Origin of the sequence: Nonomuraea sp. NPDC050643, from assembly GCF_040654715.1 — a bacterium.
GTDB lineage: Bacteria > Actinomycetota > Actinomycetes > Streptosporangiales > Streptosporangiaceae > Nonomuraea.
Genome location: NZ_JBFAIM010000038.1, coordinates 60,015 through 75,912, shown reverse-complemented (window position 1 = coordinate 75,912; position 15,898 = coordinate 60,015). Strand labels below are relative to the sequence as shown.

14 protein-coding genes are annotated in these 15,898 nt (G+C 72.0%); 10 read left to right on the top strand and 4 right to left on the bottom strand.

Translation table 11 applies throughout. The features are described from left to right. The first annotated feature begins 208 nt into the window (after positions 1–208). The 4 genes from AB0I15_RS38825 to AB0I15_RS38810 all read left to right on the top strand — a co-directional run bounded on the left by AB0I15_RS38825 (position 209) and on the right by AB0I15_RS38810 (position 3,001). A complete protein-coding gene (locus AB0I15_RS38825) occupies positions 209–850 on the top strand; it encodes an HNH endonuclease family protein (protein WP_358107277.1) in 642 nt (213 codons plus the stop codon). Between the two features lie 284 nt (positions 851–1,134). Continuing rightward, the gene (locus AB0I15_RS38820; RefSeq protein ID WP_358107274.1) at positions 1,135–2,208 is read left to right on the top strand and encodes a cytochrome P450; all 1,074 of its coding nucleotides are present in this window, start codon (positions 1,135–1,137) and stop codon (positions 2,206–2,208) included. 308 nt (positions 2,209–2,516) lie between these two features. Next, positions 2,517–2,735, top strand: coding sequence for a hypothetical protein (locus tag AB0I15_RS38815; protein WP_358107271.1), 219 nt, complete (start codon positions 2,517–2,519; stop codon positions 2,733–2,735). Next, on the top strand, positions 2,711–3,001 hold the full coding sequence (locus tag AB0I15_RS38810; protein WP_358107268.1) for a hypothetical protein: 291 nt from the start codon (positions 2,711–2,713) through the stop codon (positions 2,999–3,001). Before AB0I15_RS38815 ends, AB0I15_RS38810 begins: the two co-directional genes overlap by 25 nt. Here AB0I15_RS38810 and AB0I15_RS38805 read toward each other — a convergent pair. Next, complete coding sequence (locus AB0I15_RS38805; protein ID WP_358107265.1) at positions 2,891–4,930, bottom strand: cellulose binding domain-containing protein; 2,040 nt, start codon at positions 4,928–4,930, stop codon at positions 2,891–2,893. The genes AB0I15_RS38810 and AB0I15_RS38805 overlap by 111 nt on opposite strands. 132 nt (positions 4,931–5,062) lie before the next feature. On the opposite strand from AB0I15_RS38805, the gene AB0I15_RS38800 reads away from it, so the two are divergent. Beyond that, the gene (locus tag AB0I15_RS38800) at positions 5,063–6,046 is read left to right on the top strand and encodes a helix-turn-helix domain-containing protein (RefSeq protein ID WP_358107261.1); all 984 of its coding nucleotides are present in this window, start codon (positions 5,063–5,065) and stop codon (positions 6,044–6,046) included. A 1-nt stretch (position 6,047) separates the two neighbouring features. On the opposite strand, the gene AB0I15_RS38795 is transcribed toward AB0I15_RS38800, so the two are convergent. Then, positions 6,048–9,635 (bottom strand): S8 family serine peptidase, encoded by a 3,588-nt coding sequence (locus tag AB0I15_RS38795; protein ID WP_358107257.1) that lies wholly within the window; start codon positions 9,633–9,635, stop codon positions 6,048–6,050. A gap of 151 nt (positions 9,636–9,786) precedes the next feature. Here AB0I15_RS38795 and AB0I15_RS38790 point away from each other — a divergent pair, with 151 nt between their 5' ends. After that, positions 9,787–10,482: an HAD family hydrolase gene (locus tag AB0I15_RS38790; protein WP_358107254.1), complete on the top strand. Its 696-nt coding sequence runs from the start codon at positions 9,787–9,789 to the stop codon at positions 10,480–10,482. Here the strand turns inward: AB0I15_RS38790 and AB0I15_RS38785 are convergent. After that, complete coding sequence (locus AB0I15_RS38785; protein ID WP_358107251.1) at positions 10,479–11,846, bottom strand: alpha/beta hydrolase; 1,368 nt, start codon at positions 11,844–11,846, stop codon at positions 10,479–10,481. The genes AB0I15_RS38790 and AB0I15_RS38785 overlap by 4 nt on opposite strands. A 102-nt stretch (positions 11,847–11,948) precedes the next feature. On the opposite strand from AB0I15_RS38785, the gene AB0I15_RS38780 reads away from it, so the two are divergent. From AB0I15_RS38780 to AB0I15_RS38765, 4 genes are read left to right on the top strand one after another with little or no spacing between them, the layout of a single operon-like run. Next, a complete protein-coding gene (locus AB0I15_RS38780) occupies positions 11,949–12,935 on the top strand; it encodes a histidine kinase (RefSeq protein ID WP_358107248.1) in 987 nt (328 codons plus the stop codon). Between the two features lie 5 nt (positions 12,936–12,940). Further along, a complete protein-coding gene (locus AB0I15_RS38775) occupies positions 12,941–13,564 on the top strand; it encodes a response regulator transcription factor (protein WP_358107397.1) in 624 nt (207 codons plus the stop codon). 25 nt (positions 13,565–13,589) lie between these two features. After that, a complete protein-coding gene (locus tag AB0I15_RS38770; protein WP_358107245.1) occupies positions 13,590–14,165 on the top strand; it encodes a class I SAM-dependent methyltransferase in 576 nt (191 codons plus the stop codon). 3 nt (positions 14,166–14,168) lie between these two features. Continuing rightward, positions 14,169–15,035, top strand: a complete 867-nt coding sequence (locus AB0I15_RS38765) for a fructosamine kinase family protein (RefSeq protein WP_358107242.1) — start codon at positions 14,169–14,171, stop codon at positions 15,033–15,035. A 13-nt stretch (positions 15,036–15,048) separates the two neighbouring features. Here AB0I15_RS38765 and AB0I15_RS38760 read toward each other — a convergent pair whose 3' ends face one another. Next, a complete protein-coding gene (locus tag AB0I15_RS38760; protein WP_358107239.1) occupies positions 15,049–15,846 on the bottom strand; it encodes a hypothetical protein in 798 nt (265 codons plus the stop codon). Positions 15,847–15,898: the final 52 nt, after the last annotated feature.

The window sequence follows — 15,898 nt, the reverse complement described above, 5'->3', positions numbered from 1 at the left end:
GCGCGGCGCCGAGGTGGCTGGAGAGCCGGCGCGTGATCGCGTATGCGTGTCACAACCTGCCGCACGATTCCCGCCCAAACGGCTGAAGACCGTGAGCGGAAGGTCATCGAGATTCTCTGGTGCCAAAGGGGGTCATTGCGGTGGCCGGAGGTTGGTGGGCCGGATATTGCCGCCATGCTTGGGGATGTCGCGGGGTATGGGCTCAGTCATGATCTTCCTGAGGCGGGCAGCGCATGTCGCCGTACTCATCCTTGTGATCATCCCGATCACCGCTGCCCTCACCGCGTCACCGGCGGCGGCCGAACCGCGTAAGCGATCGCAGGCCGAGGCCCGGCGCATGCTGGCCCAGCTCAAGGTCGCCAGGCCGTTATCCATTCGCGGTTACAGCCGCGCGCGGTTCCACTCCCGATGGGCGCACCACAAGGGCACGTGCAGCACGCGGGAGATGGTGCTGGCTCGTGACGGGCGGCGCGTGCGCCGTAACGCGGCCTGCCATCCGGTCAAGGGGACCTGGTACAGCCCGTACGACGGCAAACGCCTCAAGAGTGTGAAGTACGTGGACGTCGACCACGTCGTGCCGCTCGCCTACGCCTGGCGTTCGGGGGCCAAGCGGTGGAGTCAGGCCAAGCGGCGCGCCTTCGCCAACGATCTCACCCGGCCCGAGCTGCTCACGGTCAGCCACTCCGCCAACATCGCCAAGGGCGGTCAGGGTCCCCAGAGCTGGCGTCCGCAACGTCGCGCCTACTGGTGCCGGTACGCGATCTCCTGGATCACCGTCAAGCGCCAATACCGGCTCTTCGTGACCCGTCCGGAGCGGGCGGCCTTGCTCAACATGCTCCGCACCTGCTGACGCGGGTCGGGGGTGCCGTATCCGTGGTGCCAGGCGTGGGCGGTGTGCTCGGGTGTCGTACGGCTGATGGATGTTGACCGGCGGCGGGCGATTCCGTACGTTCCCAGCGAGCCTGTTGGACGACGGCATTGCCCGGAGGCGGCTTTGACAGAACAGTCCAGCACCACCCCGACCTGGCCGGACCTTCCCCCGGCCCGTACGGCACCCTCTCGCCCGATCTGGTCCGGCGGCACGCCGAGGCGCCGATGGAGCCGGCCACCTTACCGAGCGGCGACCGTGTTCCGATGCTCGTCCGGTACGCGGACGTCCGCGGCCTGCTCATGTCGCCGGCCAGCAGCCGCAACCTGCGCGAGCCGGGCCTGCCCCGGCTGGTCAGAGGGACGTTCCTGGATGACGACCCGGCGGCGCTGATGAACCAGGACCCGCCCGAGCACACCCGCTACCGCCGCATCATGCACGGCACCTTCACCCCCAGGCACATCGAACGCTGGCGGCACCGCGCGGCGGCCATCGCCGGTGAGCTGATCGGCGCGGCCGGAGAGGAGTTCGACCTGGTCGCGGGCTTCGCGCTGCCGCTGCCCGCCCGGGTGATCTGCGAGATGCTCGGCGTGCCGATGGACGCGTACGAGCAGTTCCGCGGCTGGACGGAGATGTTCCTGTCCACCTCCGACGCCAACGCCGAGGCCAGGGCCGAGGGGCTGGCGGAGTTCACGGTCTACACCCGGGAGCTGATCGAGCGGCACCGCGCCGAGCCGGGCGAGGATCTGATCGACCTGCTCATCGGGGCGCGCGACGAAGGCGACGGGCTCAGCGAGGACGAGCTGACCAACATGGTCTTCACGCTGATCCTGGCCGGGCACGAGACCACGGCCTCGATGATCATCCGGGGCGCGTTCCGCCTGCTGTGCCATCCCGGCCAGTACGCGGAGCTGGCCGCCCGTCCTGAGCTGGTCGACGCGGCGGTGGAGGAGATCCTGCGCCACGAGGGCCCCGGCAGCAACGGCATGCTGCGGCGGATCACCCAGGACGTCGAGGTGTCCGCCGGGTGCATCCCGGCCGGAAGTGTCGTGCTGCCCAACCTTTCGGCCGCCAACCACGATCCGGCGGTGTTCGAGGATCCGCTGCGGTTCGACGTCCACCGGTTCGGGGGTGCTCAGCCGATCCCGCATCTGGCGTTCGGTCACGGCCCGCACTACTGCCTGGGCGCGAACCTGGCCAGGATGGAGCTGCAGGAGGCGTTCCGTGCCCTGGTGACGCGCCTGCCCGGGCTGCGGGCCCGGGAGGAGTTGGCGACCGTGCGGTGGAGCGACGGCGGCTTCGTCCACCGGCCGCTCCGGTTGCTGGTCAAGGCCGGTTAACGGCTCCTGCGGACATGAAGTCCTCGCTCGCGGGCCGGGGCGTGGAGGTCAGGGCGAACTCCTGGTGCGCCTGCTCCCTCGCCTCTCCAGCGCCGTGTCGAGCTTGGTGAGGTAGTCGTTTCCAGAACGAGGCTTGCCGAAGGCGGCGCTGGTGAGCACCGACGAGATCGGTACATGGGGGATGACGTGACCGTGCGGGTTCTGGTGTTGTCCGGTCCGCCTGCCGTGGGCAAGAGCACCGTGGGGCGGCTGCTCGCCGAGAGCCGGCCGGGGCGGTGCGCCTTCATCGACGTGGACGATGTGCGTCCGTGGCGGTCATGGTGGTGGGTCTGCACGTCGCGTTCGGTGACGCGCGTGAGCGGGCCCTGCGGCGGCCGGTGTACCTGAGCTGGGACGAGTTCGAGCTGCTGCACCGGGAGCAGGAGGCGGTGGACGGTGCCGACGCGTGGCTGGACACGACCGGGCTGAGCGCCGAGGAGACGGCTGAGCGGGTGGCGGCGGTGTGGGCTGCGGGACCGGGTGGCTGACGGACGAGTTGTGCCGTCGCGGGCTGGACGTCTTCGGGATCGACCTGTCGCCGGAGGCGGGCTGGTGGCCACCGTGGTGCCGGGGCCGGAGCCCGTGGAGCGGATGCCCCACGGGCGCGGGACGGCCCGCAAGCCCTGCTGGAAGAGCGCAGGAACTACTGGAGGGTGCAGACGCTGCCGTTGAGGGTGAAGACGGAGGGGAGGACGTTCGGGCCGGTGTAGTTGCCGACGAAGCCGATCGTGGCCGTCGAGCCCGTCGGCAGTGAGCCGTTGCCCGTTTCGCTGACGGCCTTGACGTCCGGCCCGGTCTGTGTCCAGGCCGCGCTCCAGCCGCTGCCCAGGCTCTGCCAGGTCCTGGGCCAGGCGAAGGCCAGGGTCCAGCCGTTGATCGGGGCGCCGTTGTTGGTGATGTCGATCGCGCCGACGTACCCGCTGGCCCAGTCGGTCTGGATGGTGAGCTTGACCGAGCACGAGCTGGTGGCGGGGGTGCCGGTCGTGAAGGTCAACGGCGGGGAGCTCCACGAGAGGGCGCCGCCGGTGTCCCTGGCGATCACGTTGACCGTGTAGCGGGTGCCGGGGTTGAGGTTGCCCACTGTGAACGTGGTGCCGGAGGTCTCGCCGAGCTGCTCGGTGACGGCGCCGTTCTGGCGGTGGAGCTCGTACTTGGCGATCGGGCGGGCGCCGGGGGCGGCGGCCGGCCAGGTGATCTTGGCGCTGTTGTGCGTCACCTCGGTGGCCTTGGGCTGGCCCGGCGCGCCCGGGCGGCCCGCCGGCGCGGACGAGGGGCGCAGGACGAGCGTGGTGAGGGAGAGCGGGGGCAGCGTCTGGGCGGTCGGGGTGCCCGTGGTGGAGGTGGCGATGCTCGTGGCGCCGTTGGTGTGGGTCAGCACGGTCGGCGCGCCGGCGGCCGGCTTGAAGCCCTCGTAGTCGAGCGCGACGGGGTACGACGTGTCGGACGAGGTGTTGATCAGCAGGACCGACAGGTCGCCGTTGGTACGCCGGGTGGCGTGCGCGGTGACCTTGGGCTGGTCGGTCGCGGCCCTGATGAACTGGTCGCCGGGCCGGGCGAATTTGCTCATCATCTGCAGCGCGTAGTACGGCGCGAAGGGCGTGTTGAGCGGCGGCTCGCAGACCGTGCCGTCCGAGGTGCACACACCGCTCGACAGCAGCCCGAAGTCGCCGTAGTCGGTGTGTCCCTCCACCTCGGTGACGGCGCCGATGCCGTTGTGGACGTTCCACCAGTCCACCGTGAAGACGCCGCCCGCGAGGAGGGAGGCGTAGGCATCGGCGGCGGCCAGGGCGCCGGGCTGGGTGTTGGTGCCGTTGCTGCTCGAACCCGTGTTGAACTCGGTCATGGCGATGCCGATGCGCTCGGAGCCGGGCCCGGCGTATTTGGCGATCTGCTCGCGGGTGAGCTGGATCAGGTCGGGGATGTGGCCGGACTTGTCCAGGGCGCCGGGATACCAGTGCACGATGACGAAGTCGATCTTCGAGCCGGCGGCCGACAGGACGACCTTGTTCCAGCTCCCGTCGTCACCCGTGCCCACGATGGCGTCGGGCCAGTTGGCGGGCGTGGTGAGCACCGCGCCGATCTTGATGGTGGGGTCGACGGCCTTCATCGCGTCGGCGTAGGAGACGACGTGGCGGGCGTACTCGTTCGGGCTCTTGTCGGCGTGATCGTCGGCCTCCCAGGCGGTGCCGTAGTGGCCGTTGCCGTAGTTCTCGTTGCCGATCTCCCAGTACTTGATGCCGTACTTCTTGGTGATGTTGGCCTGGCGTACCCAGGCGGCGGCCTCCTCGGCGGTGCCGGTGCCGTAGTTGGCGGTCACCATCGCCTGCGCCCCGGTACGCCGCACACCGCCCATGAACGTGTCGAAGTCGGTGTTGGGCGCCACGTAGCCGCCGGGGGCGGTGTGGTCGGCCCAGTGGTAGATGTCGGAGTACGAGCCGCCCGGATAGCGCAGCAGCTTCATGCCCGCCGACTTGAGCAGGTCGGCGGTCTCGTTCGTGCCCAGATTCGTGTCCCAGATCGCGTGGTTCGTACCGAGGCCGGTCTCGGGGACCTTCGCGAGCGCGGCACGGGCGTTGACGGTCACCTCGACCGGGGTGACCTCGTCCGCGTGCGCGGCGGGGACGTTCAGCGCGGTCAGCGTCAGCAGGACGGCGAACGCGGCTCGTAAGGGACTGTTCGGCATCGGCGCACCTCGCCATGGCTAGCGGAATTCACTCGACGCCTCCTCCTGACCAGGAAGCATCATGATCATGCGGGGGCGGCCTCGCGCACGTCAATCGCGGCTGAAACTTTCACGGGTGCCATCATGGACCGCATGCTGGAGGTTGCCGGGCTGGGCGAGGTGGAGGAGCGGGCGTACCGGTTACTCGTGCGTGCGGGCGAGGCGGACGTGGCGGACCTCGCCGAGGAGCTGGGGCTCACGACGGAGGCGGCGGCCGGCGCGCTGGCCGCCATGCGGAGCGCGGGGCTGGCGCGCGAGGTGGGCGACGGCGGGCGCAGGTTCGCGCCGGTGGCGCCGGAGGTGGCGCTCGGCCCCCGCCTCGTACGCCAGCAGGAGACGATCGACTGGGCCAGGCAGGCCGTGGAGCAGTTGACCGAGGAATACCGGGGCAGCCTGCGCCGCAGGAACGCCGACCGGCTGATCGAGGTGCTGCCGGGCCGGGCCGCGCTGCGCGAGCGGCTGCGCCACCTCCAGGACACCGCCCGCGAGGAGGTCATGTACTTCTGCCGGGCCGGACACGTGGTGATGCCGTCGCAGGACAACACCGAGTCGCTGGAGGCGCTCCAGCGCGGCGTGGCCTACCGGGTCATCTACGAGCGGGCCCTGCTGGAGGAGCCCGGGATGGTGGCCAACGTGGCCTACGGGATCGGGCTGGGCGAGCAGGCCAGGGCCGTGCTGACGCTGCCGGTGCGGATGATGATCGTGGACCGGGCCGTCGCGGTGCTGCCGCTGGTCCAGCACACGCACGGCACGACCGAGCCGACGGCCGCCCTCGTGCGGGGAAGCAGCCTGCTGGAGGCGCTGATCGCGCTGTTCGAGGCCCAGTGGGAGCGGGCCACGCCGATCAGGTTCCGGGAGGACGGCCGGCTGGCCGACGCCGCCGCGTGCCCGCTGGACGAGGACGAGCTCTACCTGCTGTCGCTGCTGGTCGCCGGGGTGCCCGAGAAGACGATCGCCAGCCAGCTCGGGCTCAGCCTCCGTACCGTGCAGCGCCGCGTCTACCACCTCATGGAGCTCGCGGGCGCGCAGACCAGGATGCAACTGGCCTGGCATGCGGCCCGCGAGCGATGGTTGTGAGCTACCTGATCCCGTACGCCCGGGTCACGGTCTGCTCGAAGCGGCTGCCCGCCGCCCCGGTCGCGGTGACCCGCAGGGACACCCCGGTCGTGGTGGGCCGGTGGGCGACCAGCGAGGTGTACCTGCCGTGGCCCAGGGGGACGAGCGGAAGCCGGCGCCAGGTGGCCCCGTCGTCGTAGGAGAGCTCGACGGTCAGCGACTTCGCCTCACGCGCGGTGAAGCCGAGGACGGCCGTCCTGGTCACCTTTCCTTCGAGGTCGGCGGGCACGTCGTAGTCCACGCCGAGCAGCGGCAGCGGCCGGGTGCCCTCGGGGCGGGCCGAGCGGAACGTCCAGGCGCTCCGGGTGGCCGTCGCGTAGCGCCACTCCTCCGAGGTCCGCGTGGTGGACAGCTCCAGGCGGTACTCGGCGTCCTGCGGCACGGCGGGGAAGGCGCCGCGCAGGTTCGCGCGCTCCTCCTGGAGTTGCCCGTCCCGGTAGAAGCGGGCCGAGGTGGTGTCCTTGTCGGCGCTGCCGGACGCGTATCCGCGGTGCCCGTCGGCGTCCACGAACTCGGGCACGTCCACGGACAGGGTGTCACCCGTACGGGCGGCGGTCCGTACGGCCGGGCGTACGACGGGAGCGAACCAGCGCTCCTTGACGACCTCGCCCGCCCGGTACGACCTCGGCTCGTCCGTCACACCCCCGCGCAGCCGGCTCATCGACTCCCACGTGAGCGCGTGCTGGACCACGTGCTGCCACTGGGTGTCGCCCGAGCTGACGTACTCGGCCCGGCGCAGCGGGGTCGGCAGCACCCGCTGGGTCTCCATCTGCAGGCCCAGGTCGTACTGCTGCCAGGGCCGCCAGCCGAACCGCTGGTCCTTGCCGTGGCCCCCGCCGCCGGACTCGTGGTAACCGGAGTCCACCAGGGCGGTGTTGTGCCGGCCCACCTCGTGCACGATCCGCTCGGGGACCCGGCCGGAGGAGACCTGCATGACGTCGTACAGGTACGGCGTCGCGAACGCGCCCGTCACCTCCAGCACCGCCTTGCCGGCCTTGTCCCGCAGCACCTGGCCGCGGTCGTGCGTGATCATCAGGGTGGGGATCGGGTCGCGGTCGCCGACGGGGGACCAGGGCTGCCACATGGCCCGGCCGTCCGGGCCGACGACGATCGCCGCCGCCGCACCGGCCTCGGCCAGCTCCCGCATCTTGTCGTCCCAGTCGCCGAACACCTCGCTGGTGACGACGACGGCCTTGCCCTTGACGTCGCCTCCGGGCTTGACCAGCGGCCAGCGCCTGGTGCCCGTGATCTCCGGTGACCTGATCGTGGGCCGCACGATCAGCGGGTCGCGGCCCAGTCTGACCGTCACCCGGGGCGCGGCGAGCTGCCAGCGGGAGGCGAACTCGAAGGTGCCGTCGGTGACCGGTGCGGTCGGGGTGACCGCGAGGCCCTCGACGGAGGGGAAGTTCATCGAGCCCAGGCTGATCTTGCGGGAGCCGTACGTGCGGTGGGTGAAGTAGGTGGAGATGCCCTCCTGCATCACCGGCTGCGAGGTCTTGATCTCCACCGGGACGGCCGTCCTGGCGTCGAGCGCCACCTCCATGTCCGAGGTGACCCGCAGCTCGGGCTTGACGACGAGGGTGTCCATGGGCAGCTCGTCGCTGGTCTCGCCCATGATGGCCTGCGTGTGGTAGGTGCCCTCGGGCACCTCCACGGTCCAGCCCTCGTGCTCGCGCAGGATGTAGCCGTAGACGTCGTCGCGGCTCGCGGCGCCGTACATGGCGATGAACGGGACGCGGGCGGGGCCGCCGTCGCGGTTGACGCCGGTGAAGTGCACCTTGTGCATCTTGCCGCGGCGGGTCAGGGCGAGCGTGGTGTGCGCCGGCGCCGTGCCGTCCGCTGTGCCGTCCGCCGTCGTGGCGGTGACGTAGCCCGCGTGCCTGCCGTGCGTGAGCTTGGCCAGGTCCACGGCGGCCTCGACGGTGGCGGTCGAGCCCGGGGCCACCGTGAGCGTCGTGGCGGACAGGGTCACCGCTCCCTCGCCGGGGGCGGCGCCGTCCAGGTTGGTCAGGGCGGGGGCGAGCGTCAGGGTGACGGGCTCCTGGCCGGCGTTGGTGTAGGTGAGGGTGCCGCCGGGGGTGGCGGTGGCGCCGTCCTCGTGCACGCCGAGGCTGAGCGAGGCCGTGGCCGTGACGCTCTGCCGCAGGGCACGGGCCACGTCGAGGCGGCCGCCGCCCTGCTCGTACGGCGTCTGCCCGGCGATCGTCTTCGCCGTGGACACCAGGGCGTCCTTGAGCTGCCCGGCCTTCCAGTCGGGGTGCCGCTGGGCCAGGATCGCCGCCGCGCCGGCCACGTGCGGCGTGGCCATGGAGGTGCCGGAGAGCCGGGTGTGCCGGTCGTCGACGGGCGTGCCCAGGCCGGTGCCCGCGGCCCTGGCGGCCGTGATGTTCACGCCCGGCGCGGTGATGTCCGGCTTGAGCGCCTCGTCCAGGCGCGGGCCGCGGCTGGAGAAGGACGCGAGCGCGTCGCCGGCGTCCACGGCGCCGACGGTCAGCGCGGAGGTGGCGGCGCCCGGTGAGCCGACCGTGTACGCGCCGCCCTCGTTGCCGGCCGCGATGACGAACAGGGCGCCGGTCTCCGCCGTCAGCGCGTCCACGGCGGCGCTGAGCGGGTCGGTGCCGTCGGTGGGGCCGCCGCCGAGGCTCATGTTGACGACGTCGGCGCCGCTCTCCCTGGCCGCCCACTCCATGCCCGCGAGCACCTGGGACTCCGTGCCGCTTCCTGAAGCGTCCAGGACCTTGCCGATCACCAGCTCGGCGCCGGGGGCGACGCCCTTGCGCAGCCCGTCCGAGGCCGCGCCGACGCCCGCCACGGTGGCGGCGACGTGGGTGCCGTGGCCGTGCCCGTCCTTGGCCGAGGGGTCGTCGGTGAAGTTGCGGGCCTCGGTGACCTTGGTGGCGACGTCGGGATGGGTCTCGTCGACGCCGGTGTCGAGGACGGCCACCTTGACGCCCTTGCCGTCGTACCCGTCCTGCCACGCCTGCGGCGCGCCCACCTGCGGGACGCTGTGCTCCAGCGACGCGGTGACCCGGCCGTCGAGCCAGATCTTGGCCAGGCCGTCGCGCAGGCGCGGCTCGTTCGCGGTGCTCCACAGGACGGGCAGCTCGTCCTTGTCCGCCCGCAGGGCACGCGCCTTCACGCTGCGCAGCGTGATCGCCTTGTTGTCGCTCTCCTTGTAGGACAGGAGGAGCGGCAGTGTGCCGGTGCTCTCGTCGTCGTACCCCTGCTCGATGAGGTCGCCGACCGAGAACAGCCGCTCGTCCATGAGCCCACGCGACAGGTACGGCACCATGTCGGCGGGGGTGATCACCAGGTCGCCGTTCTCCTCGCGCGTGAAGAACCTGATGTCCTCCCGGCCTTCGCCGGGCTGTACGGTCGCCGTGCGCTTTCCGCCGGATAACTCCCGCACCGTCACCACGTCACCGGTGATCAGCGTGACGTGGCGCAGGGTGCCGGGGGCGACCGGGCCGGGCGCGGCGTGCGCCGGCACCGGTACGGCCAGCAACGCCAGCCCCAGACCGGCGGCGCCGAAGCGGGTGATCCATCGCATGAACGAACCTACTTTGACTAGGTGCTTTACTCGTTCATGAGGATGAGGGATCGGCCCCGCCCGCAGGCACCCTTTTGGCCTGACCAATGAGCGACATGTCATGAACATGACAGCGTCGCGAGGGCCGTGAAGAGGGATGCAGGATGTGCTCATGCGTCGCACCCACATCCTCTTCGACTTCTTCGGCACGCTCGTCGACTACTCGCCCAGCCGCACGGAGCAGGGCTACGACGCGTCGTACGCCTTGCTGCGGCGCTTCGGCGCCACCCTGTCCTACGAGGGGTTCCTCGAGACCTGGTCGCGGGTTTCGGCCGAGCTCGACCGGCTGAGCGACGTGGACGATCACGAGTTCTCGATGGCCGAGGCCGGCACGGCGCTCCTGCGCGAGATCCTGCCGCGTGAGCCGGGGCCGGCCGAGGTCGAGGAGTTCGTCACCGCGTACGTGGGGGAGTGGAACACCGGCGTCCACTACCTGCCCGGGCTGGCCGGGCTCGTCGAGGAGCTGTCGGCCGGCCACCGGCTCGCCGTCGTGACCAACACTCACCTGCCCGCGCTCGTCCCCGGCCACCTGGCGGCCATGGGGCTGCTGAGCGCGTTCGACGCCGTCGTCACCTCGGTCGAGGTGGGCTGGCGCAAACCGCACCCGAAGATCTACGCGAAGGCGCTCGGCGAGCTCGGCATCGAGGCGTCCGCCGCCGTGTTCGTGGGCGACACCTACGGGCCCGACTTCGAGGGGCCCGAGCGCTGCGGCATGGCGGCCTATCTCATCGACCCGCACCGCCGTGCCCCGGTTCCGGAGGCACGGCGGCTGAGGTCGGTGTTCGACCTGCCGGAGCGGCTGCGTTAGGCGCACGTGGCGCCGCGGGGCGGGAGCGCGCCGGTCGTGACGTACCGGCTGACGTGGTCGATCACGCACGGGTTGGCCATGGCGGCGAACAGGTTGTGGCCGGGGCCGTCGAACGTGATGGACCTGCTGCCCGGCACCTGCCGGAGTACGCGGGCGGTGGGCGCGAAGTCCAGCCACGTGCCGGCTCCGAGCATCGGCGGCAGCTTGCGGGGCAGCGGCGACGGCGGATTGGAGACCGGGGCCGGCCAGCCGGCGCAGGAGAGCGGGGCGTGCCAGGCGAGCGGGAACGCGGCGCCGGTGCTGGGCGCGATCGTGTCCAGGCGCTCGATCGACCGGGTCACCTCCCGCAGGCCGGTGGCCCTGGGGAAGTCGAGGCATTCCTTCACGCCGCCGCCCGGGATCCCCGGATACGGGTACTTCTCCGAGACGGCGAAGCCCGAGGCGTCCCCGCGCTCGGCGGCCGCGATGTTCGCCACCACCTCCTCCCACTTCTCGGGGCCCCGCTTGACCTGCTGGAACGCGAGCATCCTGAGCTGCGCGCCGTCGTAGGCGGCGTTGACCTTCGGGGCCGGGATCGGCTGCTTGTCCGCCGCGGCCACCAGGGCCCGCCAGCGCCGCTCCATCCCCTTGTCCTTCTTGCCGGCCCAGGTGAAGAAGCGGCCCATCTGGCCCTCGTAGTCGCGGGCGATGGCGTCGAGCTCGCGCTGCCAGTTCCGGGCGGCGTGGTTGCCCGTGCCGTCGATGTACAGGGTGCGTACCCGCTGGGGGAACTGCCGGGCGTACGCCTGCGCGATCGAGCCCCCGTACGAGGTGCCGATGAAGTTCATCCGCTCCTCGCCGAGCGCCCTGCGGATGGCGTCGGCGTCGCGGGCGTCGTCGGCGGAGCTCATGTGGTCGAACAGCACCGGATCCGTGCTGCGGCATTTGTCGGCCCTGGCCCGGTTGCCGGCCACGAGGCGGTCGAAGGCGGCCTGGTCCTTCGGGAGATCCGGCGTGCGGACGAAGCCCCAGTCGCAGCGCAGCGCCGGCGTGGTGAGCCCGGGGTAGCCACGCGGATCCCAGGTCACGACGTCCATCGACTCCCGGATCTTGGCGAAGATCTGCACCCGGGTCCGCATGATGGCGATCTGGTCACCTTGGGGGCCGCCGAAGTTGATCATCACGGTGCCGCGCTTGGTGCCCGTGGCGGGCAGGCGGGCCACCTTGAGGTTGATCTTCCGGGTGCCGCCCGGCGCCACGGCCACGGGAAGGTCCGCGCATCGCAGCTCGGACGCGGTGTCCCCGGGACAGGCGCTCCACGAGAGTTCCTCCGGGGCCTGGGCGGGCGAGGTGAGCATGGTGAGGGCCAGCAGAGTTCTGATCACGGGACGAACGCTACGAAGGCGGGGCCGGGCCGCTCTGCCGCCGGAAGTCGTCGCCGCTGTTGTCGAAAGTCGTTCTCGAAACCGATGAGTAGGGTGTGGCGCATGACGCGGGTCGTGGCGGTGATGATCGCCGATGCGGTGCTGTTGTGGCTGGACGGGACGGCGGGCTGGACGCCGGCCGCGTACGCGGTGCTGACGGCGCTCGCCATGACGGTCTCCCGCCGCCTGCCCTTCGTGGCGTTCCTGGCCGCCCTGACCATGGCGGTGTTCAGCGGCGGGTCCTACGCGCTGCTGGTGTGCACCGGCTACCAGGCCGGGCAGCGCATCACCGCGCGCGGGCACGTGGTGGCGACGGGCGGCGCGGTGCTGGCGTACATGAGCGTCCTGCTGATGGCGGCGGAGCGGTCGTCGCTCGCGGACGAGCCGTCGGGGGTGCTGGCCCGCGCGGCGGTGCTGACGGTGCTGCCCGTGATGGCCGGGCGTTACCTCGCCCAGCAGCGGGAGCTGACGGCCACCAGGGAGCGGCTGCGGATCGCGCGTGACATGCACGACTCGCTCGGCCATCTGCTCAGCCTGGTGTCGGTGCAGGCGGCGGCCCTGGAGGTGGGGCCGCTGCCGCCCGACCAGCGGCAGGCCGTGCGCGGGCTGGCGGGCGCGGCGCGGGCCGCCGCCGCCGAGCTGCACGACGTGGTGGGAGCGCTGCGGGACACCGGCTCGCCCGGCCTCGACGAGGTCGACGGGCTCGTCGAGCGGTTCCGCGCGGCGGGCGGTGACGTCACGCTCGAACGGTCCGGGCAGGCCGTGCCGCTGGCGGGGGAGTCGGCGTACCGGGTCGTTCAGGAAGGGCTGACGAACGCGGCCAAGCACGCGCCCGGCGCGCCCGTGCGCGTGTCGCTCGACTGGCAGCCCGACGTGCTCCTGGTCACCGTGGCCACGCCCGGCGAACGGGCGGCGGGCGCGGGCGGGCACGGACTGGAGGGGCTGGCCGAGCGGGTGCGCGAGGACGGCGGGCTGCTGCGGGTGCACGCGGGGCCGCACGAGTTCCGGCTGGTCGCGATGGTGCCGGTCCGGCTGGGGGCGGCCGCTTGATCAGAGTGCTGATCGCCGACGACGAGCCGCTCATCACCGCGGGCATCAGGACCGTGCTGGAGTCGGCCGGGGACATCGAGGTGGTGGCCGGCGTGACGAACGGGCGCGAGGCCGTGGAGGCGGCCCGCCGACATCGCGTGGACGTGGCGCTGCTCGACATCTCGATGCCGGTGCTGGACGGCCTGGCGGCGGCGGCCGAGCTGCGGGGGCCGCGGGTGGTGCTGCTGACGGCGTTCGGGGACGAGGAGAACGTACGGAGGGCCGTTCAGCAGGGCGTTTCTGGATTTGTCGTGAAAAGTTGTGAGCCTGCGGAGCTCATCCGCGCCGTCCGCGCCGCACACGCCGGCCAGGCGTACCTCTCCCCGGCCGTGACCCGCCACGTGCTCGGCATGGTCTCCTTCGGCGGCGGCGACCGGGCCCGCGAGGCGGAGCGGCGGCTGTCCGTCCTGACGCCCCGCGAGCGCGAGGTGCTCACCCACGTGGCCGAAGGGCTGTCCAACGCCGAGGTGGGCGGCCGGGTCCACATGAGCGAGGCCACGGTCAAGACGTACGTGAGCCGGGTCCTGGCCAAGCTCGGCTGCGCGAACCGGGTGCAGGCCGCGATGCTGCTGCGGGATGCTGAAGATTGATCATGTACCCCTGGGAGGCGCGTCGATGGCTTTCGATCACAACGACCACTACCACCGCCGGCTCCTGAGGCTGGCGCCCAGCGGCGGCGGGAAGGCGCTCGACGTCGGGTGCGGCACCGGGCGGTTCGCGCGGCGGCTCGCGGAGCGCGGGCTGGAGGTCGACGCGGTCGACCCGGCCTCGGAGGTGATCGAGGCCGCGACCCCGGCTCCCGGCGTGCGTTACCACCACGCCGACGTCACGCGGATGGAGCTGCCCCACGACCACTACGCCTACATCTCGTGCCTGGCGAGCATCCACCACATGCCGTTCGGCACCGTCGCCACGCTGCGGGACGCGCTGGCCCCCGGCGGCGTCCTGGCCATCCTCGGCTGCTACCTGGAGAGCACGGCCACGGATTACGCCTGGGCCCTGGCCGCCGTCCCGGTGAACGCGGCGGCCCGGCTCGCGAAGGCGGGCAGGGGCACGGCCAGCCCCGCCCCGGTGAAGCGGCCGGAGCTGTCGCTGACGGAGATCAGGCGGGAAGCGGCGGTGCTGCTGCCCGGCGCCAGCCTGCGCAGGCTGCTCTTCTGGCGTTACCTGCTGGTCTACCGGCGGCCCTGACCCATGGACCTGCTGGTGGCCCGGCTGCGCCGAGCCGGATTCGAGACGGAGCACGTACGCGCGGCGCCCGGGGGCGTGGTGGCCGTGGCCGGTCTGGCGACCCTGCGCGACGGCTCCCAGGTGTTCGCCAAGACGTTGCGGACGGCCGGCTCCGACCTCTTCGAGGTCGAGGCGGAAGGGCTGCGCGTGCTGCGCGAGCTGGGCGGCGTGCCCACGCCCGAGGTGCTCGCGGTGACGCCTGACCTGCTCGTGCTCGAGCCGTTGCCGCCCCGCCGGGAGGAGGACGAGCGGTTCTGGGAGGAGCTGGGCCGTACCGTGGCCGTCCTGCACACCGCCACGGAAGGCGAGCGGTTCGGCTGGCACCGGGACGGCTGGCTGGGACGGCTGCGCCAGGACAACACCTGGGACACGGACGGGCACGCCTTCTTCGCCGCCCGCCGCATCCTGCGCTGGCTGCCCGAGCCGCTGGTGGCGGCGGCCTTCGACGCACGGGAGCGGCGGGCGCTCGAACGCCTCTGCGCGGCGCTGCCCGAGCTGCTGCCGCCCGGCCCGCCGGTGCTCACGCACGGCGACCTGTGGCGCGAGAACATCCTCGCCACGAGCGCGGGCGGCCCGGCGCTGATCGACCCGGCCGTCTCCTACAGCTGGGCCGAGGCCGACCTCAGCATGCTCTGGTGCTCACCCCGCCCGCCCGCCGCAGACCGCTTCTTCGAGGCGTACGCGGCCACCGCGCCCCTGCCCGGCGGCTGGCAGGAGCGCATGCGGCTGTTCCACCTGCGCGAGCTGCTGAGCAGCATCGCCCACGACGACAACGCCGCTGAGTGCGCCGAGGCCATACGCGAGACCATCGCCCCCTTCACCCGGCGCTAGCCGGAGGCGGGGGTCAGTTGTACTTGTAGAGCCGGCTGCCCTTGCGGCGCCCGTGGTCGAACACCGAGGCGCGGTACATGCTGACCGACAGGTCGCCGTGTTCGGCCTTGCCGCAGGTGTTCAGGCCGGCGAGCTGGTGGATCTCGAAGCGCGCGGTCGGGTCGCCGCCCACGAAGTACTCGGCGCGGGCCTGGTACTGGTCGGCCTTGGTGTCGCAGGCGAAGACGACGGTCGCGCGCTCGGTGAAGCAGGTGGTCGCGGCGCCCTTCGTCGAGGTGCACACCCTCGACCTGTCCTGGGCGGCGGCGGGGCTGACGCGGGTCTCGCGCTTGACGGGGTATTTGGCGATGTTGCGCACGGTCTTCCAGCGGCCGTACTTGACCCGGTGGCCGCCCCGGTACAGGGCCGCGCGGAAGGTCACGGTCCGGCCGATCTCGCGGCTGCCGCGCACCTCGCCGTTCCTGGCGAGGTTGTGGATGACGTACTTGGTGCCGAGGTAGCCGTTCAGGTAGTACTCGACCGCGGGATGCATCTTGTCGTCGGCCGTGTCCTCGATCGTGACGCCCGGCCGGTTGCTCCCGTCGGGCCCCACGCACGCCTCCGCGCCCTTCAGGCGGGCGCACACGGGCTCGGCGGTGGTCTCCGTGGTGCTCTGCTTCGTGGTGGCGGCCGCGGGAGCCGCCGTCGGCGCGGTGGCCTGGGCCACGGGCGCCTGGACCGCCCGGGGCGCGACCCCCGCCGACGCGCCCTCCGCGCCGAACACGGTGGCCACCATCACGACCGTCGCGATGAACGTGCGCTGTAACGCCACTCGAACCTCACCAGCCTCATTCGTCCCAGTGCTTTGCCTCGATGTGACGTGA

What these genes read in the sequence shown, in the direction of transcription:
- AB0I15_RS38780 (WP_358107248.1), top strand. Translation starts at nt 11,949, where the DNA reads ATGACGCGGGTCGTGGCGGTGATGATCGCCGATGCGGTGCTGTTGTGG.
- AB0I15_RS38800 (WP_358107261.1), top strand. Translation starts at nt 5,063, where the DNA reads ATGCTGGAGGTTGCCGGGCTGGGCGAGGTGGAGGAGCGGGCGTACCGG.
- AB0I15_RS38790 (WP_358107254.1), top strand. Translation starts at nt 9,787, where the DNA reads ATGCGTCGCACCCACATCCTCTTCGACTTCTTCGGCACGCTCGTCGAC.
- AB0I15_RS38770 (WP_358107245.1), top strand. Translation starts at nt 13,590, where the DNA reads ATGGCTTTCGATCACAACGACCACTACCACCGCCGGCTCCTGAGGCTG.
- AB0I15_RS38795 (WP_358107257.1), bottom strand. Translation starts at nt 9,635, where the DNA reads ATGCGATGGATCACCCGCTTCGGCGCCGCCGGTCTGGGGCTGGCGTTG.
- AB0I15_RS38805 (WP_358107265.1), bottom strand. Translation starts at nt 4,930, where the DNA reads ATGCCGAACAGTCCCTTACGAGCCGCGTTCGCCGTCCTGCTGACGCTG.
- AB0I15_RS38820 (WP_358107274.1), top strand. Translation starts at nt 1,135, where the DNA reads ATGCTCGTCCGGTACGCGGACGTCCGCGGCCTGCTCATGTCGCCGGCC.
- AB0I15_RS38765 (WP_358107242.1), top strand. Translation starts at nt 14,169, where the DNA reads ATGGACCTGCTGGTGGCCCGGCTGCGCCGAGCCGGATTCGAGACGGAG.
- AB0I15_RS38825 (WP_358107277.1), top strand. Translation starts at nt 209, where the DNA reads ATGATCTTCCTGAGGCGGGCAGCGCATGTCGCCGTACTCATCCTTGTG.